20 protein-coding genes are annotated in these 24,900 nt (G+C 38.6%); 7 read left to right on the forward strand and 13 right to left on the reverse strand.

Going from position 1 to position 24,900, the window contains the following annotated elements:
- Position 1: 1 nt before the first annotated feature.
- The 5 genes from GUU89_RS05190 to GUU89_RS05210 form a co-directional block, all read right to left on the reverse strand.
- Complete coding sequence (locus GUU89_RS05190; protein ID WP_162126931.1) at positions 2-2,815, reverse strand: GH92 family glycosyl hydrolase; 2,814 nt, start codon at positions 2,813-2,815, stop codon at positions 2-4.
- Between the two features lie 82 nt (positions 2,816-2,897).
- Positions 2,898-3,659 (reverse strand): succinate dehydrogenase/fumarate reductase iron-sulfur subunit, encoded by a 762-nt coding sequence (locus tag GUU89_RS05195; protein ID WP_162126932.1) that lies wholly within the window; start codon positions 3,657-3,659, stop codon positions 2,898-2,900.
- A 7-nt stretch (positions 3,660-3,666) separates the two neighbouring features.
- Complete coding sequence (locus GUU89_RS05200; RefSeq protein ID WP_162126933.1) at positions 3,667-5,676, reverse strand: fumarate reductase/succinate dehydrogenase flavoprotein subunit; 2,010 nt, start codon at positions 5,674-5,676, stop codon at positions 3,667-3,669.
- An 18-nt stretch (positions 5,677-5,694) separates the two neighbouring features.
- Complete coding sequence (locus GUU89_RS05205) at positions 5,695-6,552, reverse strand: succinate dehydrogenase cytochrome b subunit (protein ID WP_162126934.1); 858 nt, start codon at positions 6,550-6,552, stop codon at positions 5,695-5,697.
- A 161-nt stretch (positions 6,553-6,713) separates the two neighbouring features.
- Positions 6,714-7,577, reverse strand: coding sequence for a hypothetical protein (locus GUU89_RS05210; RefSeq protein ID WP_162126935.1), 864 nt, complete (start codon positions 7,575-7,577; stop codon positions 6,714-6,716).
- Between the two features lie 113 nt (positions 7,578-7,690).
- On the opposite strand from GUU89_RS05210, the gene GUU89_RS05215 reads away from it, so the two are divergent.
- From GUU89_RS05215 to GUU89_RS05235, 5 genes are all read left to right on the forward strand, one after another.
- Positions 7,691-8,257, forward strand: coding sequence for a Crp/Fnr family transcriptional regulator (locus GUU89_RS05215; protein WP_162126936.1), 567 nt, complete (start codon positions 7,691-7,693; stop codon positions 8,255-8,257).
- On the forward strand, positions 8,257-8,601 hold the full coding sequence (locus GUU89_RS05220) for a DHCW motif cupin fold protein (protein ID WP_162126937.1): 345 nt from the start codon (positions 8,257-8,259) through the stop codon (positions 8,599-8,601). Before GUU89_RS05215 ends, GUU89_RS05220 begins: the two co-directional genes overlap by 1 nt.
- 81 nt (positions 8,602-8,682) lie before the next feature.
- Positions 8,683-9,045 carry a nuclear transport factor 2 family protein gene (locus tag GUU89_RS05225; protein WP_162126938.1) on the forward strand — a complete coding sequence of 121 codons (363 nt, stop codon included), beginning with the start codon at positions 8,683-8,685 and terminating at the stop codon, positions 9,043-9,045.
- A 70-nt stretch (positions 9,046-9,115) separates the two neighbouring features.
- Entirely contained in the window at positions 9,116-9,613 is a 498-nt protein-coding gene (locus GUU89_RS05230; RefSeq protein ID WP_162126939.1) for a GNAT family N-acetyltransferase, read from the forward strand.
- Positions 9,614-9,721: 108 nt separating this feature from the next.
- Positions 9,722-11,014: an aminopeptidase P family protein gene (locus tag GUU89_RS05235; protein ID WP_162126940.1), complete on the forward strand. Its 1,293-nt coding sequence runs from the start codon at positions 9,722-9,724 to the stop codon at positions 11,012-11,014.
- Between the two features lie 51 nt (positions 11,015-11,065).
- On the opposite strand, the gene GUU89_RS05240 is transcribed toward GUU89_RS05235, so the two are convergent.
- Entirely contained in the window at positions 11,066-11,458 is a 393-nt protein-coding gene (locus GUU89_RS05240) for a DUF1398 domain-containing protein (RefSeq protein ID WP_162126941.1), read from the reverse strand.
- Positions 11,459-11,583: 125 nt separating this feature from the next.
- Here GUU89_RS05240 and GUU89_RS05245 point away from each other — a divergent pair, with 125 nt between their 5' ends.
- Complete coding sequence (locus tag GUU89_RS05245; RefSeq protein WP_235921986.1) at positions 11,584-12,396, forward strand: alpha/beta fold hydrolase; 813 nt, start codon at positions 11,584-11,586, stop codon at positions 12,394-12,396.
- On the opposite strand, the gene GUU89_RS05250 is transcribed toward GUU89_RS05245, so the two are convergent.
- The 6 genes from GUU89_RS05250 to GUU89_RS05270 all read right to left on the reverse strand — a co-directional run bounded on the left by GUU89_RS05250 (position 12,393) and on the right by GUU89_RS05270 (position 21,628).
- Entirely contained in the window at positions 12,393-14,786 is a 2,394-nt protein-coding gene (locus GUU89_RS05250; protein WP_317163856.1) for a PD-(D/E)XK nuclease family protein, read from the reverse strand. The two genes, GUU89_RS05245 and GUU89_RS05250, sit on opposite strands and share 4 nt — an antisense overlap.
- A gap of 26 nt (positions 14,787-14,812) precedes the next feature.
- A complete protein-coding gene (locus tag GUU89_RS15260; RefSeq protein ID WP_317163857.1) occupies positions 14,813-15,151 on the reverse strand; it encodes a hypothetical protein in 339 nt (112 codons plus the stop codon).
- A gap of 63 nt (positions 15,152-15,214) precedes the next feature.
- Entirely contained in the window at positions 15,215-16,609 is a 1,395-nt protein-coding gene (locus GUU89_RS05255; protein WP_162126942.1) for an OmpA family protein, read from the reverse strand.
- Between the two features lie 132 nt (positions 16,610-16,741).
- Positions 16,742-17,932: a glycine C-acetyltransferase gene (kbl, locus tag GUU89_RS05260; protein ID WP_162126943.1), complete on the reverse strand. Its 1,191-nt coding sequence runs from the start codon at positions 17,930-17,932 to the stop codon at positions 16,742-16,744.
- A gap of 25 nt (positions 17,933-17,957) precedes the next feature.
- Positions 17,958-21,107 (reverse strand): UvrD-helicase domain-containing protein, encoded by a 3,150-nt coding sequence (locus GUU89_RS05265; RefSeq protein WP_162126944.1) that lies wholly within the window; start codon positions 21,105-21,107, stop codon positions 17,958-17,960.
- Positions 21,107-21,628: a GNAT family N-acetyltransferase gene (locus GUU89_RS05270; protein ID WP_162126945.1), complete on the reverse strand. Its 522-nt coding sequence runs from the start codon at positions 21,626-21,628 to the stop codon at positions 21,107-21,109. The genes GUU89_RS05265 and GUU89_RS05270 overlap by 1 nt, the downstream gene beginning before the upstream one ends.
- Positions 21,629-21,741: 113 nt before the next feature.
- On the opposite strand from GUU89_RS05270, the gene GUU89_RS05275 reads away from it, so the two are divergent.
- Positions 21,742-22,350 (forward strand): superoxide dismutase, encoded by a 609-nt coding sequence (locus tag GUU89_RS05275; RefSeq protein ID WP_162126946.1) that lies wholly within the window; start codon positions 21,742-21,744, stop codon positions 22,348-22,350.
- A gap of 602 nt (positions 22,351-22,952) precedes the next feature.
- On the opposite strand, the gene GUU89_RS05280 is transcribed toward GUU89_RS05275, so the two are convergent.
- Complete coding sequence (locus GUU89_RS05280) at positions 22,953-24,851, reverse strand: amidophosphoribosyltransferase (RefSeq protein ID WP_162126947.1); 1,899 nt, start codon at positions 24,849-24,851, stop codon at positions 22,953-22,955.
- Positions 24,852-24,900 lie beyond the last annotated feature (49 nt).

Here is a 24,900-nt window from a genome sequence, read left to right on the forward strand (position 1 = left end):
GTTATTTGATGGTTATTTCGTCAATAAATATAAAAGCATCACCACCTGCACCTTGGTGCCACTCGGGTAGTTTGCCAAAGTTTTTAGCAACAATTTTTACATATCGGGCATTAACGGGATAAGTCTTTTTAATTCCGAAACCTTGAATTATGATTTCAGTTTCTTTCGGATTGATGTCTTCCGTTTCAGTCCCGCCAACAGCTTGAAAAGTCACATTGTCATTAGAAATAAAGAAATTGACTTCAGACGGCATCAGTATCCAGGAACGTGAATCTTGTAAAAAACGGGCTGAGAAATCAGTTATACTTTTGGTTTCTTGCAAATCAATTACGGCTTCAAAATCCTGTCCTTGATAACCTTGCCAGTCGCCCTTGCGCCAGTTTTCGGTTCCCAAAATACCGTCAATCAATCCTTCAGGACCGCCGGCATGGTATTGCGGATTGTAAGTAGATTTAATATCGATAGTGTAATTGTTGGGTTTTTTATAGAAATGAGCAGCAACCACTGTGCTTTCTCCTTTTTCATTCTTAACTTTTGCAATAATCTCAATAGAATCAGCAATTAGTATTGGTTTTGTATATTCAATCCAAACTTTTTCCTTAAAATCATCATAAGCAGTTTTAAAACAATAGTATATTTTATCCGTCGGGTTTTGCGATACAAGAGTAACATTCATTTTATCTTTAAACGATTTGCTTTCCGCTTGGATTACCGGCACCGGAATTATGGAAGTATAAGGCTTGTTTTCTATCGCTTCCATTGAAAACTGAGGAAGGATTCTTGTTTTTTCATTGGGCAGATAAATAAACTCCGGTTTTTTGCCATCAATACTGACTTTGGTGTTTTTAAAATAAGGCTCAGTAAGTTCCCAAGTGAATTGCCCCGGAGTGACATCATATAGTCCCATTGAGCTCAATACATACCACGCGCTCATTTGCCCACAATCTTCATTACCAATTAAGCCATCGGGAGCATTTTTGTAAAAATTGTTCAAAATGTAGTGTACTTTCGCTGCTGTCTTTTCAGGTTTTCCAACATAATTGTACAAAAAGGCCATGTGGTGACTTGGTTCATTACCATGTGCATATTGCCCTATTAATCCGGTAACATCAACTTGTTCGCGGCCGGTGGTTTTGCTTTCGCTGTTGAACATTTCGTCGAGTTTGGCTTCAAATTTTGCTGCTCCGCCATAGGCTTCTATCATACCCGGAATGTCTTGCGGGACAAAGAAGGAATACTGCCAACTGTTGCCTTCGGTAAAATTATTGTTGATTTCTTTTGGGTCGAAAGGTTTATCCCAACCACCATTTTTCTTAGGTCGCATAAAGCCCGAATTCCAATCGAAGACATTTTTCCAGCTTTGAGAACGCTTCATGAAATAATCGTAATCGGCTGTTTGGTTTAAAAGCTGAGCCATTTGTGCTATACACCAATCGTCATAAGCATACTCCAATGTTTTGGATACACTTTCATGTTCGTCATCCATCGAAATGAAGCCTTGTTTTTTATAGGCCTCTAATCCTAAATGATCCAACAAGGCCGAATGTTTTGCTGCTTCAAATGCTTTTTGATAATCAAATCCTTTAATGCCTTTAGCCATAGCATCCGCCATTACCGACACCGAGTGATAGCCAATCATGCAATCGGTTTCATTGGAAGCCAGTTCCCAAACCGGCAAGCGACCTCCTTGTTCGTATTGCTTTAAGAAAGTGTTGATGAAATCGGCCGTGCGTTTCTTTTCAATTAAAGTATATAATGGATGTGCACCGCGAAACGTGTCCCAAAGTGAGAAGACGGAATAATAATCAAATCCTTCTGCTTTGTGAATTTGGTTGTCTCGCCCACGGTATTTCCCGTCTATATCTTGAGCGATATTGGGTTGAACCATTGTGTGATATAAAGCCGTGTAGAAAACGGCTAATTTGTCTTTATCTGTCTCTGTGATTTGAATTTTGTTTAATTGCTGGTCCCATAATCTTTCTGTATTTTGTTTGACTTTATCAAAATCCCAACCTTTAATTTCGGACCTATTCAGTTTAGCACCTTCATATCCTGTTGGGGAAAGCGACACTTTTACCAAAATTTTTTCTCCTTTTTCAACAAATTTCGAAAAACTGACGGCAGCTTCTGTTCCGCCAATGTATTTATCGATGGGCACTTGGTCAGCTCGTCTATTCCCTCTGCTATCGGTAACTTTCACAGGAACATTAAATTCAATAACGGCGTAAACATATTGGTTTTTAGCCCAAGCTTCACTTCTTCGAAAGACCTGTACGGTTCTGTCATCAACAACATAGATGTCACCATCTAATAATTTATCTCTGTGATTTAAATCTAAAACAATATTTGCCTTTCCTGCTTTATTAAAAGTGTATTCGTGAAATCCAACTCTGGTTGAGGCTGTCAATCGAACATCAATGTCGTATTTATCCAGTTTTACCGAATAAAATCCGGCACCGGCTTTTTCGTTAGCATGGGAAAAAGTAGAACTATATTCTTTAGGATTTTGACTGGTTTCTCCCATAGTAGGCATCAACATAATATCACCAAAATCACTACATCCTGTCCCGTTCAAATGCGTATGTGAAAAACCGTAAATGACGGTGTCAGAATAATGATAGCCCGAACAACCATCCCAACTCCCGTCAATTCTCGTGTCCGGCGAAAGTTGTACCATTCCGAATGGTGTAGTAGCACCGGGATAAGTATGACCATGACCACCGGTTCCAATCATAGGATTGACATATTGATGGTAATTTTGGCTAAAGGCTAAAAGTGGTAGGAATACGAATAGGAACGAAAATAGTTTTTTCACGACGTTGTTGGTTTGCCTATCAAAGATAAAAAAAACGCACCCAATTTCTGAGTGCGTTTTATATAATTTGACAAGCAGTTTATTACTTGATACTGGCTTTTAAATATTCTCTGTTCATGCGGGCAATGTTCTCTAAAGAAATGCCTTTTGGACATTCAATTTCACAAGCACCGGTGTTGGTACAGTTTCCGAATCCTTCTTCGTCCATTTGACGCACCATGTTTAGTACACGATTGGTAGCTTCAATTTTTCCTTGCGGTAATAAAGCATACTGAGAAACTTTGGCACCTACAAACAACATAGCGGAACCATTTTTACAAGTAGCGACACAAGCTCCGCAACCGATACAAGCAGCTGCTTCAAATGACTTGTCAGCGTCGTCTTTGTTAATTGGAGTAGCGTTAGCATCTATGGTATTTCCTGAAGTATTTACTGAAACGAAACCGCCGGCTTGTTGGATTCTGTCAAACGCACTTCTATCTACCACCAAGTCTTTTATAACCGGGAAAGCTTTACTTCTCCACGGTTCTACATAGATGGTATCTCCGTCTTTAAACATACGCATGTGCAACTGACAAGTGGTAATTCCGGTGTCCGGTCCGTGAGCGCGTCCGTTGATGTATAACGAACACATACCACAGATTCCCTCACGACAGTCGTGGTCAAAAGCAATAGGTTCTTTTCTTTCGTTTACTAATTGTTCGTTCAATTGGTCTAACATTTCCAAAAACGAACTAGCAGTAGAAACATTATCTAATTTATAAGTTTCCATGCTCCCTTTAGTTTTAGCGTTTTTTTGACGCCAAATTTTAAGGTTTATATTGATATTTTTTGCTGAAGACATAATGATATTATTTGTAATTTCTAGCGGCTATTTTGATAAACTCGTATTTCAATTCTTCTTTGTGAAGTTCTTCTTTGCTGATGTCGTCGCCCTTGTATTCCCAAGCTCCCACAAATTTGAAGTTTTCATCATCACGAAGTGTTTCCCCTTCTGAATCCTGATATTCTTCACGGAAGTGACCTCCACAAGATTCTTTACGTTGCAATGCATCCATAGCCATTAATTGACCCAATTCGATAAAGTCAGCTACACGTAGTGCTTTCTCTAACTCTGGATTCAATTCATCTGCACTTCCAGGTACAAAAACATCTTTGTAGAATTCGTCTTTCAAGGCTGCAATTTCGGCAATGGCTTCTTTTAGTCCTTGCTCATTTCTACCCATACCTACTTTATTCCACATAATCAATCCTAAACGTTTATGGAAATGATCCACCGTTTTAGTACCGTTATTGTTCAAGAAGAAATTGATGGAGTCTTTTACTCTTTTTTCTGCTTCGTCAAATTCAGGGGAATTCGTTGGGATTTTACCCGTACGAATATCGTCAGCTAAATAATCCGAAACGGTGTATGGTAACACAAAATATCCGTCGGCCAAACCTTGCATCAAAGCTGAAGCTCCCAATCGGTTAGCTCCGTGGTCAGAGAAGTTGGCTTCTCCCGCAACGAAACATCCCGGAATAGTAGACTGTAAATTGTAATCAACCCAAACACCACCCATGGTATAGTGAACGGCAGGGTATATTTTCATCGGAGTTTCATAAGGATTCTCGTCAGTGATTTTTTGGTACATGGTAAACAAGTTTCCGTACTTTTCTTCCAACCATTGTTTTCCTAAAGCAGTGATTTCTTCCGCTGTCGGATGATGATTTCCTTTGGCGTACGCAGCTTGTTTTCCTTTATTTTGAATTTCAGTAGAGAAATCTAAGTAAACTCCTTCGTTGGTGTCATTGGCTTCAATTCCGAAACCGGCATCACAACGCTCTTTGGCCGCTCTCGAAGCCACGTCACGAGGGACTAAGTTACCAAACGCAGGATAACGTCTTTCTAAGTAGTAATCTCTGTCTTCTTCGGCAATTTGTGTTGGTTTTAATTTACCCGCACGAATTGCTTCCGCGTCTTCTTTTTTCTTTGGTACCCAAATACGTCCTGAGTTACGCAACGATTCTGACATCAAAGTCAATTTCGATTGATTCGTCCCGTGAACAGGAATACAAGTTGGGTGAATTTGCACATAACATGGGTTAGCAAAGGCAGCTCCTTGTTTGTGTACTTTCCAACCGGCCGTAACGTTACTTCCCATCGCATTGGTAGATAGGAAATATACATTTCCGTATCCTCCTGAGGCAATGATTACAGCGTGAGCCGAATGTCTTTCTATTTCTCCGGTAACCAAGTTACGGGCTATGATTCCACGGGCTTTTCCATCTACTTTTACTAAGTCCAACATTTCGTGACGGTTGAACATTTGTACACGTCCTAATCCGATTTGTCTTGATAAAGCTGAATAAGCGCCTAATAATAATTGTTGTCCGGTTTGTCCGGCAGCATAGAAAGTACGTTGTACTTGCGTACCACCAAACGAACGGTTATCTAATAATCCGCCGTAGTCACGAGCAAAAGGAACCCCTTGAGCTACACATTGGTCGATGATATTTCCTGAAACTTCTGCCAAACGGTGTACGTTAGCTTCACGCGCTCTGTAATCACCCCCTTTGATGGTGTCATAAAACAAACGGAAGGTACTGTCACCGTCATTTTGATAATTTTTGGCAGCATTAATTCCACCCTGAGCAGCAATAGAGTGCGCACGACGCGGTGAATCCTGAAAACAAAATGCTTTTACATTATATCCCATTTCTCCTAGAGAAGCGGCAGCTGAAGCTCCGGCTAATCCTGTTCCTACTACAATAATGTCAATTTTTGGACGGTTGTTGGGAGCAACCAATTTTAAATGGTCTTTATAATCGGTCCATTTTTGTGAAATATGACCTTCTGGTATTTTAGAATCTAACTTCATGATTTATACTGATGTTGATTATTTTAAGAAAAAATGAATGTAAACCGGAATAGCAGCAAATAATAACGGCACCAGAATAGCAAAGGCTTTTCCGAAACCTTTGATGGCCGGTGTATATTTTGGATTGTTTAATCCCAACGATTGAAAAGCACTGCTGAATCCATGTAATAAGTGGAATGCCAAAAGAAACATGGATAAAACATAAAGGATAGTAGCCATTAAGCCAAACTTAGCATCTTTGAAGAAAGCCACAGTTATTTTGTGCAAATCTTTATATCCTTCGGCTAATTTAACTTTAGCTTGCGAATTGTAAAACTCTGTTCTGTTCTCAACATAAGTCTGAGCTCCTGTTTTTAATGCCTCTTCGTAGCTTTTGGCTACTTGGCTTACCGGCATATAACCGCCATTGGTGGTAACATATAGCTCTTGTTTCTGCCCCATTACTTCTACAGTAATACTTTGCAACGGCATGTTTTTGTCAAAATGCATCACCGCCCAAAAGTTAACCATGTGTGTAACGATGAAAACCAAAATCAAAGTACCCAACACCGCCATGTTTCTCGAAGAAAAACTACTGTTTTTGGAAGGATCGTTTTTAGCATAACCAATCGGTCGCGCTTTTACGTTTTGATACGTTAGTAAAAATCCATCAACAGCATGGAATAAAATAGAAAGGTAAGTGAGGTAAGAAAGAATTTTTACCGCCGGATTAGAGGTCATAAATAATGCATACTGGTTGAAATGTAATGCATCACTAAAAATTAATTGAAGATTTCCAGCTAAGTGACCCGCTAAAAACAAGCATAAAAATAAACCTGTAAGAGCCATCCAATATTTCTTTGCAAGAGATGACTTTAAAAGTGCAGATTTTGCCATAATTGTGTATAATTTGTTTAAAAAAATCACACAAAAATACACCTATTTGCTATTAACTACAACCTTTTCGTTCTAATTTATAATGAATTTAAAGTGGGTTTAACAGTTGTTGAATATCAACAACTTAAATGCTTCTTTTGTTCGTAAAAAGCTAAACAAAACTACTTCACATAACTCGGAATCAAACCGCGTAATCCCATGTCAACTACATTTTCTCCTGCGGATGGTTCAAATTTTCCGTCAGCATTCACCTCGTGCCATTCAAAACTGTTATTGATAGACAACGAAAGTGTTACGGTTACATCATTGGATTCGTTGCCGGTAATCGCTAAAGGAGTGGCGAATTTTCCGGTAACTACGCACGATTTCAACGGAATTCCCGAAGTAGCATGCAACGGATTAGGAACGGTTGTTGACCCGGCAGGTGCCTGCCCCGAAGAAGAATAAGGCTGATTGTTCAATGCAAAAGCCCAATAGCCTTGCTCACGGTTTCCATCCACAGGAAAAATACTATTACCAATGTTAAACGAAGTCAAATAAGTATTGAATCCAACAAAACTGGCCAAAGTACCGGCATAGTCAACGCCATTGCTTCTAACATTGATTTGATAATTCTGATAAGCCAACGAAACACGAATCCACTCATAATTTCCGGCAGCCACCTGACTCAAAGGAATTTTCATAAACACTTCATCTTGCGCCACAATTTTTTCTTTACTAAAATCTATAGCATTGGCACCGCCAAGGGTAGTCTCGGCACCATGGTAGATAATGGTTCCATTTCCAATTTGCGTGTTGGCATTAGGAGCTAATTCAATATAATGCGACCCAATCGTATTAAAAATAGGCGACTGAGCAGCATTGCCGGCAGCTACGGTGCTTGGTTCGCCCAAATTGTTCAGCCGTACTTGATTCGGGTCAAACTTAAATTTAACAATCAACATAGGCTCACTAGTGTCTTCACTACAAGAAAAGAACGGAATGGCGGCAGCCACAAGTAGTAAAAGGATATATACTTTTTTCATTACAGAAGGTTTAATCAAAAGGTTAGCAAACGAAACGAATGTAATTGATTTCTGTTACAGCTAACGCCAAAAATCTATTTTTATTACATTTGATTCCAGTAAAATAACACAAAATGACGTTTATCGATTTTATAACTGCCGCCACGACCGAAGATTCAGACAACGAAAGAACCGAAATCATTCAAGCGTTCCGTCAACTGAATCTCAAGAAACACGATGTTTTTGTCAAGGAAGGAGAAGTTTGTCTGTATTTCTGCTACATCGAAAATGGTATTTTGCAACATGCCCTCGAAGTTGACGGTAACGAAAAGACCACTTACATTGCCCTTAAAAACACGGTCACCAGTTCGCTTTACAGTTTTCTGAATCAAACACCCTCTCGCAAAAGCATCAAAGCACTTACGGATGCTACGTTATGGGTAATCGATTTGGAAAAATTCATGAAGTTAAAAACTAACAACAAAGCCTTTTTCCAACTGTATTATACCATACTCGAAAAACAAATTTGCCTCATTGATGATTATCGTATCGATTTATTGACGCTCACACCCGAAGAACGGTACAGAAAACTTTTGGCTTCTGAGCCCAAATTGTTACAAGAAGTTCCGCTGCACTATTTAGCCGCTTTCCTTGGCATTTCTTCTCGTCACATGAGCCGTATCAGAAAAACAATTAAATAATGAACAAGATCCACTTTACTGCGATTGATTGGACAACGATTGAAAAAACCGTCCATAAAGGCGAAACCGGTACTTCTTTTTGGCAAACACTACAGTTTGACGGGATACGCATGCGAATCGTGGAATACTCAGCCGGTTATTTGGCAGACCATTGGTGTACCAAAGGCCACATAGTTCACTGTTTAGAAGGTGAATTTGAAAGCGAGTTGTCGGATGGCGATACCTTCACACTCCAAAAAGGGATGTCTTACATTGTTTCCGATGACTTAAGCTCGCATCGCTCCTTTTCAGCAACTGGGGTCAAACTACTTATCATTGACGGTAATTTTTTAGCCCAGCCTTAAAATAGCGCCATTTGGCTGATTCCAACAATGCGGCTTTGCTTACTTTTGAATTGGAATTTCAATCATCAAAATCAAAAAATCATGACAAACGTTGCTTATGCTCATCAGTTTGCCCAAGAATGGGTAGACTCGTGGAACTCCCACAATCTCGATCAAATATTATCGCACTATTCGGATGATTTTACCATCGAAACCCCTATGGCCATAAAACTGTATCCGCAAAGTAACGGCTTGGTAGCAGGAAAAGAAGAAGTGCGCAAGTACTGGACAATAGGTCTGGAACGCATCCCCGATTTAAAGTTCGAACTACTCGAGGTACTTACCGGTGTTAACGGAATCAGCATTTATTATCTCAATACAGCCACTCAAAAAAAAGCGGTTGAGGTCATGCAATTCAACGAGCAACAAAAGGTGTACAAAGCTATTGTTCACTATTCAGAATAAAGTAGTGCCATATGGCCCGATACGGAAAAACCAAACCGTCTTTCGTTTTGATATAAATAATTTAGGAGTAATGTCAATAATAATCACCCCACGACTCATCATACAACCGTTAGAATTAAATGATTCTGAATTTATCCTTGAATTGCTGAATACCAAAGGCTGGCTGCAATTTATAGGCGACCGAAATATTAAAACGATAGCAGAAACCAAAGACTATATCCAAAAAATAGTCGATAACCCTAACTTTACTTATTTTGTTTTCAGATTAAAAGAAAGTCAGTTGCCTCTTGGAATCATCACTTTGGTCAAAAGAGACGCTCTTGATTATCCTGATTTTGGCTTTTCGTTATTGCCCCAATACGGAAAGCATGGTTTTGCTTTTGAGGCCGGCAGTGCCGTTTTACAGTATTTAGAAACAGAAGCGAAACAAGAGATAATGCTGGCCATTACCCTTCCTGAAAACCAAAATTCAATAGCACTTTTAGAAAAGCTGGACTTTATCTTTGAAAAAGAAATCGAAGAAAATGACGAAAAGCTTTTGCTGTACAGCAAAAAAGTAAAAACATAAAATAAACGCCATTTGGCTAATAGTTAGTTTGCTTCTTTCCGTAATTTTGCTAAACAATTCACAATTCACAATTCACAATTCACAATTCACAATTCACAATTCACAATCATGAAATACCATCAAATAGACCGCAATTTGTTCGTTAAAAACAGAGCAAAATTTACGGCACAAATGAAACCTAACAGCGTAGCTGTATTCAATTCTAATGATATCTATCCGGTTTCTGCCGACAGCACCTTGCCGTTTGCCCAGCATCGCGATATTTTTTATTTAAGCGGAGTGGATCAAGAGGAAAGCATATTGTTGCTTTTTCCGGATGCGCCTTATGAACACTTGAAAGAAATTCTTTTTCTGAAAGAAACTAACGAACATATTGCTATTTGGGAAGGCGAAAAGCTAACCAAAGACCGCGCTTTCGAGGTATCCGGTATCAAATCAGTAATCTGGTTGCAGGATTTTCACAAAACCTTGAAAGAGGTCATGGCCTATACCGAAACCATGTATATCAATACCAATGAGCACTACCGCGCCACTATTGAAACCGAAACCCGCGAAGCCCGCTTTGTCAAATGGTGGAAAGAAAGCTATCCGGCGCATAAAGTCGAAAAGTCAAATCCTATTCTGCAACGCCTGCGTTCGATTAAAGAAAGTGAAGAACTCGATTTAATCCAAAAAGCTTGCGACATCACTGAAAAAGGCTACCGTCGTGTCTTGAATTTCGTTAAACCTAACGTAATGGAATACGAAATCGAAGCGGAGTTTGCTCACGAATTCCTGAGAAATCGTTCGAAAGGATTTGCCTATACGCCTATCATTGCTTCGGGTAACAATGCCAACGTGTTGCACTATATTGAAAACAATCAGCAATGCAAAGCCGGTGATTTGATTTTGTTGGATGTAGGGGCCGAATACGCCAACTATTCCAGCGATATGACTCGTATGGTGCCGGTTTCCGGTCGCTTTACCGACCGTCAAAAAGAAGTGTATAATGCCGTTTTACGTGTTAAAAACGAAGCTACTAAAATGCTGGTACCGGGCACACTTTGGAAACAATACCATGTTGAGGTGGGCAAAATCATGACATCTGAATTATTAGGGTTAGGTTTAATAGACAAAGCCGATGTGCAAAACGAAAACCCGGATTGGCCGGCCTACAAAAAATACTTCATGCACGGTACCTCACACCACATGGGCTTAGATACACACGATTATGGTTTGTTGCATGAACCAATGCAAGCCAATATGGTTTTCACCGTAGAACCGGGCATCTATATTCCTGCCGAAGGATTTGGAATTCGAATAGAAGACGATATGGTCATTCAGGAAAAAGGAGAAGCCTTCAACTTGATGAGAAATATTCCGATAGAAGTAGAGGAGATTGAATCAATCATGAATTCCTAAAACAGCATAAATACCAAACGGCTCACTAAAGTGGGTCGTTTTTGTTTTTAACTAAACCGTCGGAATGGTTTCTACCAACACAGCATTCCCTTCTCTATCATAATAGGTGCAAGTCATTTTAGCCATAACCACTATCCATTTCTCTATACCCGATTTGGCACAGTCTTGCAGGAAAGTCATATAATCGGTATGGCCTTGTTGGTGCGCTTTTAAATCGGATTTGAATTGCTCACTATCGCAATCATGAGCCACAGTTAGTGTTTCTTTAAAACCTTCAGAAGCAATTTTATAATCCTGAGCCCCGTAATATTTAGTGTGATTATCAAAAACAAACGTTTCAAACGAAGTAACACCAAGCGCTATGATGTCTTGCATATACCGAGGGAAATCGGCACCGCTTTTTACTTTGGCATGCGCTTCCTTAATTTGAGAAATAGTGAACATAAGATTTTAGTATAGGGTTAGGAGACAAATATAATAGATAAAAAATTGTATGGATAAACCGGCTTTGAAAACGGGGTGTTTTATTTATCAACAACCTTTCCTGCATTCGCAACGAAATACTATTTTTGAAACGAATATGGTTCCTTAACTCAGTGACTAAGCACATCATTTACAAAAACACCAAAATTGCTTATACCGATGAAGGTAAAGGCACTGCTATAGTGTTATTGCACGGGTTCCTCGAAAACAAAAGCATGTGGAATGCCTTTGTGCCCGAGTTGGCCAAGAAGCATCGTGTCATCACGGTTGATTTATTAGGTCATGGCGAAACCGAATGTCTGGGCTACGTTCACGTGATGGAAGATCAGGCGGATATGCTGTATGCCTTGATGCTGTTTCTCAAAATCAGAAAGATGGTGCTGGTGGGTCATTCGATGGGCGGGTATGTAGCGCTGGCTTTCGCCGAATTGTATCCCGACCACGTTAAAGGATTATTCCTCCTAAACTCTACCTCAAGAGCTGATAGTCCCGAGCGTAAAGTAAACCGAGACCGAGCTGTAGTTTGTGTCAAACAAAATTACACCAGCTTCGTCAGCATATCAATCGCTAATTTATTCAGCGAAGACAACCGAGAGCGTTTAGCCAAAGAAATTGAAAAAGTAAAGAAACAAGCGCTGAAAACACCTTTGCAGGGTATAGTAGCTTCCCTGGAAGGTATGAAAATACGCAAAGACCGCGAAGTGATACTCCATTTTGCACCCTATCCGATGCATTTAGTGTTGGGCAAAAAAGACGGTGTGCTTATCTACGAAGACAATATCGACCAAATAGAAGGCACACAAGTCACAATCACCACTTTTCCTGACGGACACATGTCCCACATCGAAAATGAAAAAGAATTGAAATCTGTCTTACTTGATTTTTTGAAGAAAGTTTAGTTGATTTTCTCCTCAAAAGGAACGTTGATATCCAAAATCTCCTGCAATAAAACAACGATTTGCTCTAAATAGTTTTCCATTACGTCAGCTGTAATTACGGCATTGGCTACATTGTCCTGCTTGCAATTAAAGGGTAAGAATCCTGATTTTAAATTCTTAAACGAAATGATTCCGGCTTCTATCTCAAGGCCTTTAGCTTGCTGTTCAAACATAAATGCATACGCCAGCACCTGAATAATTTTATCGTTTTTGATGTCTTCGGTCAAGCCGTTCCAGTCTTTTAAAGTCACATTTTTCAACTCTACCTTTCCGGTTTTATAATCAATTATTCTGATTTTTCCATCGCGTAGTTCAATGCGGTCTACATTTCCTTTAATCAATACCGGAAAAGGCAAACGAGCATCTTCTAAGACCCTTTCAAAGGTAGCTTCCAAAGCTATAATTTGAACTTCTTCACCCTTTTCCAGAGCTTCCAGTTCGAGTTTAAGAAAGTTCAAGACATTGCGCTTGGCTACTTCAAAAGCCAGTAAGTTTCGCCCTTTTTTGATTTCACCTTCTTTGTATACTTCTTTAAATTGTGCCACTACTTCAGCATCAATCTTTGTCACACAACTTTTAATATCCGACACAGTCAGGAGCCTTCCGATAAAGGGTTTGTACAATTCTTCCAAAGCGCCGTGAATAATAGTGCCCAAAGTATTTACCGCTATGTTTTCTTCTACTTCATCGGTTTCCGAAATACGCAACACCCGTTGAAAATAAAACTGTATCGGATTACGGATATAAGTGGTCAACGAAGAAGGAGAGAATCCTTTTTCGGCAATTTCGCGTAAGCGATTTAAAACACTTTCTGTTTTGGGAATCACAATAGGTTCGTGTGCTATATTGGGTACATCAGGATTGTAATGATGAAAAGACAAGTGATGATTCGACTGTTGTTCCACTTCCAATTGGGTGATGAAGCGGCTTTTTTCTCCGGCATCAAATCCTTCGCTGTCGGCATTATAAATCAGATAAATGTTTTTGGCGCGTTGTAGCAAATGATAGAAGTGATAGGTGTAAATGGCGTCCTTTTCTTTGTAAGTCGGTAAACCCAATTCCCGTTTTACATCATATGGTATAAACGAATTGGTGCTTTTACCGGCCGGGAACTTTCCTTCATTGACTGAGGTGATGATAACGGTTTCAAAATCAAGTACGCGACTTTCTAACACGCCCATGATTTGTAAACCGGTTAGCGGTTCCCCTTCAAAGGAAACTTCTGCCATGTCTATTACTTGTTTGTAAATAGCGTGAAGGGTTTTGAGATCATCTATCATTTGATGTTGCTCAAAATAGGAAGTCATTTTGTTAATGACTTTAAAAACCGAATAGACAAAGGCATGAGTGATTTTTTCTTCTTCGTTTTCGTAGCTCAGGTTGGCTTTAATTTGAAGTAAGATTTGCGACAAATTCTCTAAAACAGCCACCGCAGTGGTGTCCCATTTTTGAAACAACAATTGAAATAATTCGTTGCCATCGGGATGGAGTTCCTGTAGCTTTTTATGACTAATAAAGGAATAGTTATTCTTATTGATTTTGTTTACTAAATCACCGGCATACACAAACGGCTCAATCAACGGATGGGTTAAGATGTCTAACACATCTTTATAATACAACACATAATTAATAGGGTTTCTGGCTAAGGCGTTGTTGTGTAGCTTGAATAATTTGCTGATAAGCAACTGTGCCGGATTGTTTTTGCTTGAGAATCCCATGGTGATATTCAAAGCATCAACAGTATTGGGTAACGAATGCAAAACCGGAAGCAAAAGATTCTCTTCTCCCAGTACCAATGCTACATTTTGCAAATTGGTGCCGGATTCCTTAGCGTGTTTTTCAATAATGCTTCCGGCAATTTTAGCCTGACCAATAGATTTGGACGTAGCAATCACCTGAATGTTTTTGGTTTCAGTAAAATCGTTGACCATCCATTCGTAAGGATGTGTTTTATAGTAAATCCAATCCGATTTAAATTTGCGTTGAAACAACCCAGCATCATGGAATCTATCGTGCAACAAAGTTTCGTCGATGTCCCAATATATTTTGGCTTTATCTAAAGCTAATAAATGCTGAATAATCTTTTCCTCTGCCTGATTAAGCGCATTGAATCCGGCAAAGACAAATTGACTGTTATTGTTTTCAGAAAAATGGTTCAGGTTTTCAACTGCTTCTCGATAAATTAAACCCTGATAGCCGATGCCTTTGTTAAGTAGGCAGTTGTAAAGAGCGTCATAGTATTCAGGAAGTTTTTTCCAAAAGAGCAAATAGTTTTCTATCAGCTCCGTTCTTTTGTTGATGTCAACCGCCCAATGTTCTATTTCTTTGATGTTTTCAAGGTATTTCAGCACATGATTCGGATCAAGTAAGTAGCGGTCTATTTCATTGAAATCTTGTAATAACGTTTTGGCCCAATTGGCAAAGGTTTCAAAAGATTCTTGTTGGTTTTTTCGGTTATGGAAAGATAGACTTCATAAAATTCGAAAAGTATTTCAACGCTGTCAATGGAGCGAATGCCTGCAATGTCTTGGATGAATTCTTCAATGCTGATGATGTCTGGTGCAAAACTATTACCGGTCACTAACTTTTTGAATTCTTCTAACAGGAAAACTTTCGCTCTTTTATTGGGTAAGACAATAATTAATTCTGATAAGGTATCAGAATGGGTCTTTAAAATTTCCTGAGCAAGTTGGTGAAGAAAGGTGGGTTTAGACATGCTATAAAAATAAAAAAACGCCCCGAATTCGGAGCGTTTTTTAGAAAGTATTTTGAGAGGAAATTATTTTACTAATTTCACTTCAACTCTTCTGTTGTTAGCTTTACCAGCTTTAGTTTTGTTGGTATCGATTGGTTTAGATTCACCGAAACCTACAGATGATAATCTGTCAGAAGCGATACCGTTTTCAATTAAGTAATTTTTAACGGCAGCAGCTCTGTCTTCAGATAATTTTTGGTTAGCAGCGTCTTTACCATCACTATCCGTGTGACCTTCAATACTGAATTTAGAAGAAGGGTATTCTTTTAAGATTGCAGTGATTGATTGTAATACTGGGTAAGTTTGTTGTTGAAAAGTTGCTTTACCTGAGTTGAACAAGATAGTTTTAGCGTAGTCATTTAATCTTTTAACTACTTCGTCAGATACTTCAGGACAACCGTTGTTAGCTACAGTACCAGCTACATCCGGACATTTGTCATCTTTATCTAAAACTTTATCACCATCTCTATCTGGCCAAGGACAACCTGCGTTTTCTTTTGGACCTTTTACTTCTGGACATTTATCCGATTTGTCAGTGATTCCGTCACCGTCAGCATCAGGACATCCACCTAAAGATTTCAAACCAGCCACTTCAGGACAAGCATCATCTTTATCAGCAATTCCGTCACCGTCTGTATCAGGACAACCGTTGAATTCAGCAGGACCAGCGATTTCAGGACAAGCATCATCTTTATCAGCAATTCCGTCAGCATCTGTATCAGGACAACCGTTGAATTGTTTTAAACCAGCTACTTCAGGACAAGCGTCGTCTTTGTCATAAATTCCGTCACCATCTGTATCTTTTCCACCAAATTTGAAAGTAAGACCAGCAAAGTGTTGCATGTGAGATGGCATATCTTCACGTACATCTTCGAAAGATTGTTTGTAAGTAGAACGAACAGATAAACCTACAGTTTCAGTGAACCAGTAAGTTAACCCTAAACCTCCGTTTAATGTACCAGCATGAGCATCGTCACCAAACCAGGTGTAACCTCCACCAATGTGGATAGATGGATCGATAGTTTTAGATTTAATCAAATTCATTAAACTATAGTTGATTACTCCATCAAACGCATAATAGTTTAAATCACCAGGATTTACTACTTCATAAGGACCTTCAGCTACTCTTGGAAGTACATACTTCGTAATTTTGTTTACCGATCCGGTAACACCGAATGAGAAATTGTCACCAACGTACTTAGACACGTTGACATACGACACTGAAGGAAGAATGTTCCAGTTGTCTTTAGCATTAAAATACTGTGATAACTGATCTTCTAATTTAGATGCAGCACTAACTCTTGTGTCTACTGCGTTAACCCCAAACGAAATCGCCCAAGGATTGTTGCTGTCTTGAGCTTGTGAGCTGAAACCAGCCAACAATAGCATAACAACGAATAATTTGTTAAGATGTTTCATACTTAATTTGATTAGATTATAATAATTATAATAGAGCAAAAGTAATACGTATTAATATAATATCAAAATGTTATGGTTAAAATATGGAAATTATATAAGCATTCCGATAAATTATGGAAATCAGGCACTTAATTAAATAACCTTTAGCATCTTTCCAACTTCTGTAAATGCATTTATGGCCTGATCTAAATGTTCCTTTGTATGAGCCGCAGATAATTGAACTCTGATTCGGGCTTTGTCTTTAGGCACTACCGGATAAAAGAATCCAATTACGTAAATACCCTTTTTTAATAACTCATCCGCCATGATTTGTGATAACTTAGCGTCATAAAGCATAACCGGTACTATGGCTGAGTCACCGTCAATGATATCAAGCCCTGCCGCTTTCATACCGGCTTTGAAATAGTTGGTGTTCCATTCGAGTTTATCTCTCAAGGTCGTGTCTTTTTCTAAAAGTTCGAAGACCTTGATGGAAGCCCCAACTATAGCGGGAGCTAAAGAATTAGAAAACAAATAAGGGCGCGAACGCTGACGTAAAATTTCAATCACTTCTTTCTTGGCTGTAGTGTAACCTCCCATAGCACCACCTAATGCTTTTCCTAAAGTTCCGGTGATGATGTCCACTCTGCCCATTACGCCTTTGGCTTCCAGTGTGCCTTTTCCGGTAGCCCCAATGAATCCGGCGGCATGACATTCATCCACCATAACCAAAGCGTCATATTGATCGGCTAAATCACAGATTTTGTCTAATGGGGCCACCAAGCCATCCATAGAGAAAACACCATCAGTAACGATAAGTTTGAAACGATGTCCGGCTTCTACCGCTTTTTTCAATTGATTTTCCAAATCTTCCATGTTGGAATTTTCATAACGATAACGCGCTGCTTTGCACAAACGAACCCCGTCAATAATGGAAGCATGATTCAAACTATCCGAAATAATACAGTCTTCTTCGCCCAATAAAGGTTCGAAAACACCGCCATTAGCATCAAAAGCGGCAGCATACAAAATGGTGTCTTCGGTGCCGTAGAAATTGGCTATTTTTTGTTCCAATGTTTTATGAATATCTTGTGTTCCGCAGATGAAACGTACTGATGACATTCCGAAACCATGAGAATCTAAAGCATCTTTCGCTGCCTGAATTACTTCGGGGTGTGAGGATAAGCCCAAATAGTTATTGGCACAAAAGTTCAAAACCGTTTTGCCGTTTACAGTAATTTCCGCTCCTTGTGGTGAAGTAATAATTCTTTCTCTCTTAAAAATACCGTTTTGCTCAATGGTATTCAGTTCGTTTTGTAAGTGTTGTTGAATTTTTCCGTACATGGTAATTGTTTGTAGTTTGTTTAGCTTACAAATTTACTATTTCCAGCCTTTCCCCAATATAAACTAATGTCTTTTTAGTGACTTTAAACCCCATTTTTTCAATAGCATTTTGGTAATTTTCCAATTGTGCAGTGTATTTGGCTTGATGTACTCCGGTTTTGTAATCTAATAAATAAATTTCTTGGTTCTGATTGATAACCATCCTGTCCGGTTTTACTAAGCTTCCTTCTTTTTGAATGATGGTCTTTTCGTTTAAAACAGTATTTTGATTAGAGAAAAACAGTTGCAAATCCTCATGATAGACTATCTCCCGAATTGTTTTTTCTACTGTTTCTTTTTGTGAAGTAATGATTAATCCGTTTTCTATGGCTTTAATTAGAGCCAAATCAATATCCTCTTTAGTTTTAACAAAAGATAAAATTTCGTGTAGAATATTCCCGTATTCAATAGCTTTTTGCTGTTTGGTATTCCACATCAAACTTTCGCGTTGGGCAATTTTGATATGCTTCGGATTTAAAGTGGCCGCCAATTGTGGAATGGTTTGCGTTGCGTCTAGAAGTTCTTTAGTCTCTGATAGTTTTTCAGGATTGCCAAAAGAATAAACCAATTTGTTTTCTTCAAAATCATTTGCTAAAAACTTGATGAAAAACGTTGCCATATTGTTTGGATATTCGCCCGATGTTTTGCTTCTGCTCTGCATCCCGGAAATAATATGTAATTGTTCTTCGGCACGAGTTAAGGCTACATACAACACATTGATGTTGTCCAGTAGTTCTTCTTGCTTTTTTTGTTGGTAAACCAAAGATGCTGCTTCGCCATAAGCTTCAACTTTGCTGTTTTTGTCAACTAAAGCTTTGGGTAAACCTACCTCTTCTTCATCGGCATTGAGCCACATTTTTTCACGGGGACCTTTGCTGTAATCCTCTTCGGCAAAAGGGAAAATAACTACCGGAAATTCTAATCCTTTCGACTTGTGAATAGTCATAATGCGAACTGCGTCATTGCCTTCCGGTGATGGGATGCTTAATTTTTCAGAGTTGTTATCCCAATAATACAGAAAATCCGAAACTCCGGCTTGGTTCTTAATATCGCGTTCCAAAACAATATCCAAAAAGAATTGCACATAAGCGTTTCGTTTTACCATTGGAATCATTTTGGCGATGATGATTTCGGTAGCTTCATACAACGATTTTTTTCGAATATGTTGAAATGAAAAATCAATTCCAAAGCTTGATAACCATGCTTGAAAATCGTCTTCTTTACTTTGTTCCATGCCTTGAGCAATGAAATCGTGAATCGCCAATACTTCTTGATGGGAAGCCAAGTAGTAAAGAAAATTAGCTTTCGATTGTAAATCGTTATTGTTTTTCAAAAAACGCAAAACGTTAATTATACTTTGCACTTCTGAAGACGCACCAAGTAATAAACTTTCCGAGGACAAAATCGGAATACCGTTTTCGGTTAAATAATTCGCGACTGCAGTGCCGTGTGCTTTTTTTCGAGTCAGAATTACAATGTCTTTATAACGGAAACCCTTTTGTTGAACTTGACCAATCTTTTGTAAAGTGGCTTGTAAATACAACTCGTTTTTAGCTAAAGTTTCTTCTTCCTCAAAGATATCTTTTTCAATTTTGGGAACAAAAGAAATGTTGACGTAACCTCCTGTTTTGGGATTGAACTTTTGATGACTATGATTTTGGTACAAATCTTTATAATCTTCATTCGAGAATTCATCAGCCAAAAAACCAAAGAACTTATTATTAAAAGCAATGACTTCGGAATAACTTCGGTAATTGGTTCCTAATGAAAATAACTCCTTACTTGGATTTACAAAAGGATTTTTGGTTTTACTAAGTTCAATAAACTGTTCTGCTTTTCCACCACGCCAACGGTAGATAGATTGTTTCGGATCACCAACTATCATCAACGAACCCTGTTCTCCATTCAAATCTTCGCTGGCGAGTGCATTGTCAATCAATGGAATAAGGTTTTGCCACTGCATTTCAGAAGTATCCTGAAATTCATCAATAAAAAAATGGCGGTACTTTTCGCCCAAGCGTTCGTAAATAAATGGCGCCGGCTGGTTTTGAATCTGTTCGTTAATCAGCTTGTTGAACTCGGCAATAGAAAGTACATTTTGTTCTTTTTGGATTTTGGCCAATTCATTACTAACGGTATTCAGCAACGAAAGAGGCGTAATATTTTTGAGAAATGCTTCGTAGAAATTCTTTTTCTCCATTTTTTTATAAATCGAAGACAAGATTTCGAGTAAATCAGGAATGATGCTTTCAATAATCGTTCGGTCAGAAGCGGTTTTATTTATGGCGATATCTTCAAACTGATGAAATGTTTTGTTTTTTGGATTGAAATTTTTGTCTACTATACTTTTCAAATGGTTTGGAAAAGTTTCTCTTGAAAAAGATTTGCTGTCGATACCATTTTTTGTTATTAAAAGTAAAGCTTCCGCTGCTAATTCGACTGTTTCAGCTTCTATTTGTGCGCAAAGTTCAGTGAGTTTGTTTTTGATTTCAATAAATTCGACTATGGTTTTGCTGTGAAAATGAGCCACTTCTTCGCGGTTGTTTTCGTTTAAAATCAACTTGCCGGTTTCCATAATGTCGCGCGACACGTCCCAAGATTTATCATCATCGGTTTTTTCCATGGTAAAATCGACCAGCAAATTGGTCAACGTTTCATCTTCGCCGGCTTGGGCAATAATAGCGTCAATGGCTTCAGTTAATAAGGTTTCGGTATCCAATGACACTTCAAAAGTGATGGGTAAATTCAAATCGTGAGCAAAGGCCCGAATAACTTTGTGCGTAAATTTATCAATGGTCGAAATGTCAAAAGCGGCATAATTGTGAATCAGGTTTTTGATAATGCTCTTGGCTTTTTCGGTAATGGTGGCCAAGGATAATCCGGTTTCTGCTTGAATGTCCTGCATCAATAACAAGGCTTTGGCGGAAGGGTTTACTTTGGCAAATTCAGAAAGACTGTCTATGACACGGCTTTTCATTTCGTGAACCGCTTTATTGGTAAACGTGATAGCAAGAATATTGCGATAAGCATCGGGTTTTTTGGACAATAGAATAATTTTCAGATACTCTTTTACCAAAGTATAAGTTTTACCGGAACCGGCGGAAGCATCGTATATGGAGAAAGCTGGTTTTTGCATTAGGGTTTTGTGATTAAATAAACAAAATTCAACTTGGAATCTTCGCCATAATATTCGACTTCAAACTCATCTACTTTTATTGCGCCGATTTTTTCTATGGCTTTTTGGGAACGAATGTTGAAAGCGCCAATGTGAAAATACACTTTGTCTACATAACGAAATGCATAATCGAGCATTAGTTTTTTCAATGCTTTGTTATGACCGGTGCCCCAAAATTTACGTCCAATGAAAGTATAGCCAATCAATACGGAATGTTCTTTTTCGTCATAATCATAAAACCGACTGCTGCCGACCACTTCATGGGTGTTTGTGTCACGAATTAAGAAAGCCCCTTCGGACATCAAAGCCCCTTCAAAGTAATTCTGAAAAACATCACGTTGATACCGAAGTTTATTAGGATGCTGTTCCCAAACTAATGGGTCGGAAGCTACCGCATACAAGACTTCAAAATCGTTTTCCTGTAAAGGAACTAAGCGAATTTGTTCGTTATGCAAATGTGTCGGTTGACGGTCAAAATTCATTTTACAGGTGCTATAATTTTAAGTTATAATTATATAATAAATGTATTTCATTTTGTAAAGTTAAATGTATAAATTTGGATTACTTTTATAAAATAACTTAAATAAAAAATATCATGAGCTTTGAATTGCCACAATTGCCTTATGCATACGATGCATTAGAACCACATATTGATGCCAGAACAATGGAGATACATCATTCAAAACACCACAATGCTTACGTTACCAATTTAAATGCAGCTATTGCAGGAACCGATTTGGAGGGATTAACGATAGAGAATATTTTAATCAATCTTGACATGAAGAATGCTGCTGTTAGAAATAACGGTGGCGGACATTACAATCACAATTTGTTTTGGAGAGTAATGGCTCCGAATGCAGGTGGTTTACCATCAGGAGATTTATTGGCCGCTATTGAAAGAGATTTTAAATCATTTGAAGAATTCAAAGCCTTGTTTGCCAAAGCCGGTGCTACACGTTTCGGTTCAGGATGGGCTTGGTTGTGTGTGCACAAAGGAGGAAAACTGGAAGTGTGTTCAACACCAAATCAGGATAATCCGTTAATGCCGGATACCGGTTGTGGTGGTTTCCCGATTCTAGGAATGGACGTATGGGAACACGCTTACTACCTGAACTATCAAAACCGTCGTCCTGATTATATAGAAGCCTTCTTTAATGTAATTAATTGGACAGAAGTAGCCAGATTGTACGCTACGGAAAAATAAAAGAAAGAAATTTTCTGAAGAAGAAGACCGATTGTGAAAGCAATCGGTTTTTTTTTGGAATAGCTGTAAAAATAAACAGGCGGAATTGCTTCCACCTGTTTGCCCCAAATCTACCATAAACTTAACCTACTAAATACTATGGTAGGACAAAACTAAGGACAACCGTCTAAAAAACAAGAGTTTTTGTTAAAAATATATTGGGATGATAGGCAAATGAGAGTGTAACCTTCTTTTTTTAATGATTTTCAGGCTGCTGTAAAATAAAAAAGGTGAAAATTTCTTTTCACCCTTTTTGCCCCAAATCTACCATAAACTTAACCTACTAATGCTATGGTGGTTCAAATGTATAGGAGTGACTCTTGTTAAAAAAATAAATTAGATAAACGGCAAGTATAATCGTTTAACTTTTTTTGAGGATTTTCCAAAGTTTTGTAAAATAAAAAAGGTGAAAATTTCTTTTCACCCTTTTTGCCCCAAATCTACCATAAACTTAACCTACTAATGCTATGGTAATGACAAATGTAAACGCATTGAAAACCAGAAAACAAAAAATTCAGATAAACGGCAACAATAATCGTTTAACTTCAAAAAATGTTAAAATTTTAGTATGCTCGAGCATTTTTTCCTTCGTAAAAATTCATAAAAGCCTTGTTTACCACACGGTTACCTCCCGGGGTAGGATAGTCACCGGTGAAGTACCAATCTCCTAGGTTTTTCGGACAAGCCTTGTGAAGATTGGCTACGTTTTGGAAGATAATTTTTACATCGGCTTTAATGTCTGCTGAATTCAATAAATCGGCTATTTTGTCTGATATTTCTTGATCGGTGAATGGTTTGTATATTTCGGTTACATAATTTACTACCTCGTGGTCTTTGTAGTTTGCCTGTGCTTTACATTTAGCATAAACTTCAGCCACGATGTGGTATAGATTTCTTTCTTTTAATAGTGCCAAAGCCGCCTGAAACGCCACTAATCCTTCCAGTTTTGCCATGTCGATACCGTAGCAATCCGGATACCGAATTTGTGGTGCTGAGGATACGATTACTATCTTTTTAGGATTTAACCGATCCATCATCTTAAGGATGCTCATTTTTAAAGTAGTCCCTCTTACAATACTGTCGTCAATGATGACTAAACTGTCTGTTGGTTTAACCACACCATAAGTAACATCGTAAACGTGGGCTACTAAGTCATCTCGGCTGCTGTCTTCGGTAATAAAGGTTCTGAGCTTGGCGTCTTTAATCGCAATCTTTTCTGTTCTTATTTTTACGGATAAAATCTCCTCGAGCTTTTCTTTGGTCAGAGTTTTTCGATTATCCAGTATAAATTGATTTTTTCTTTGATTCAAAAAATCGTTGGCTGCTTCTATCATTCCGTAGAATGAGGTTTCGGCTGTGTTTGGAATATAGGAGAAAACCGCATTGTCAGTATCGTTATCGATGGCTTCTAAAACGGCAGGCAGGATTAGTTTTCCTAATTCTTTTCGTTCTTGATAAATTTCGGCATCACTACCACGAGAAAAATAAATGCGTTCAAACGAACAGGCTTTCTTTATGGTGGGGGTGATGATTTCTTCTTCGGAAATGACACCGTTCTTCTTTACGATTAAAGCATGACCCGGTTGTAATTCCTGTACCTTTTCAAACGAAACATTAAAAACTGTTTGTATGACCGGTCTTTCTGAGGCTACGACAACAATTTCGTCATCTTCATAAAAATAAGCCGGACGAATCCCGGCAGGGTCTCTGAAAACAAACGCATCACCATGACCCAGCAAACCTGCCATGGCATAACCGCCGTCCCAACCTTTGGAGGCTTTTTTTAATATTTTGGCTAAGTCTAATTTCTCGGCAATCACCGGCGAAGCTTCTCTTTTAGACAAGCCGTTGTTTTTACATTCCTGGTATAAATCGGTTACTTCATCATCCAGGAAATGGCCTATTTTTTCCATAACCGTAACGGTGTCTGCCATTTCTTTTGGGTGTTGTCCCAATTCAACTAAGCTATTAAAGAGTTCGGTTACGTTAGTCATGTTGAAGTTTCCGGCCACGATGAGGTTTCGGTGCATCCAATTGTTTTGACGCAAAAAAGGATGAACGCTTTCAATACTGTTTTTACCAAACGTTCCGTAACGCACATGGCCTAAAAACAATTCACCTATGTAGGGGATGTTTTCTTTTTGGAGCTGCACATCTTCCTGGTATTCCGGATGCAGACTTAGTTCTTCGTTGATTCTTTCGTTGATTTGGGCAAAAATGTCTTGAATGGGTTGTGCTTGGTTGGAGCGTACCCGGCTGATGTAACGTTCACCGGGTTCGACATCAAATTTGATAGAAGCAAAACCGGCACCGTCTTGGCCGCGGTTGTGTTGCTTCTCCATCAGCAGGTACATTTTTTGTATGCCGTAAAAAGCCGAGCCGTATTTTTCTTTGTAAAAGGCTAACGGTTTTTTTAATCGTAAAAGGGCAATTCCACATTCGTGTTTAATGGCGTCGCTCATAGTAGTTGTTGTGTTGTTTAGGAACAAACTGTGATTTGTTCGCAGGGTT

Origin of the sequence: Flavobacterium phycosphaerae, from assembly GCF_010119235.1 — a bacterium.
In the GTDB taxonomy this organism is placed as follows: Bacteria; Bacteroidota; Bacteroidia; order Flavobacteriales; family Flavobacteriaceae; genus Flavobacterium; species Flavobacterium phycosphaerae.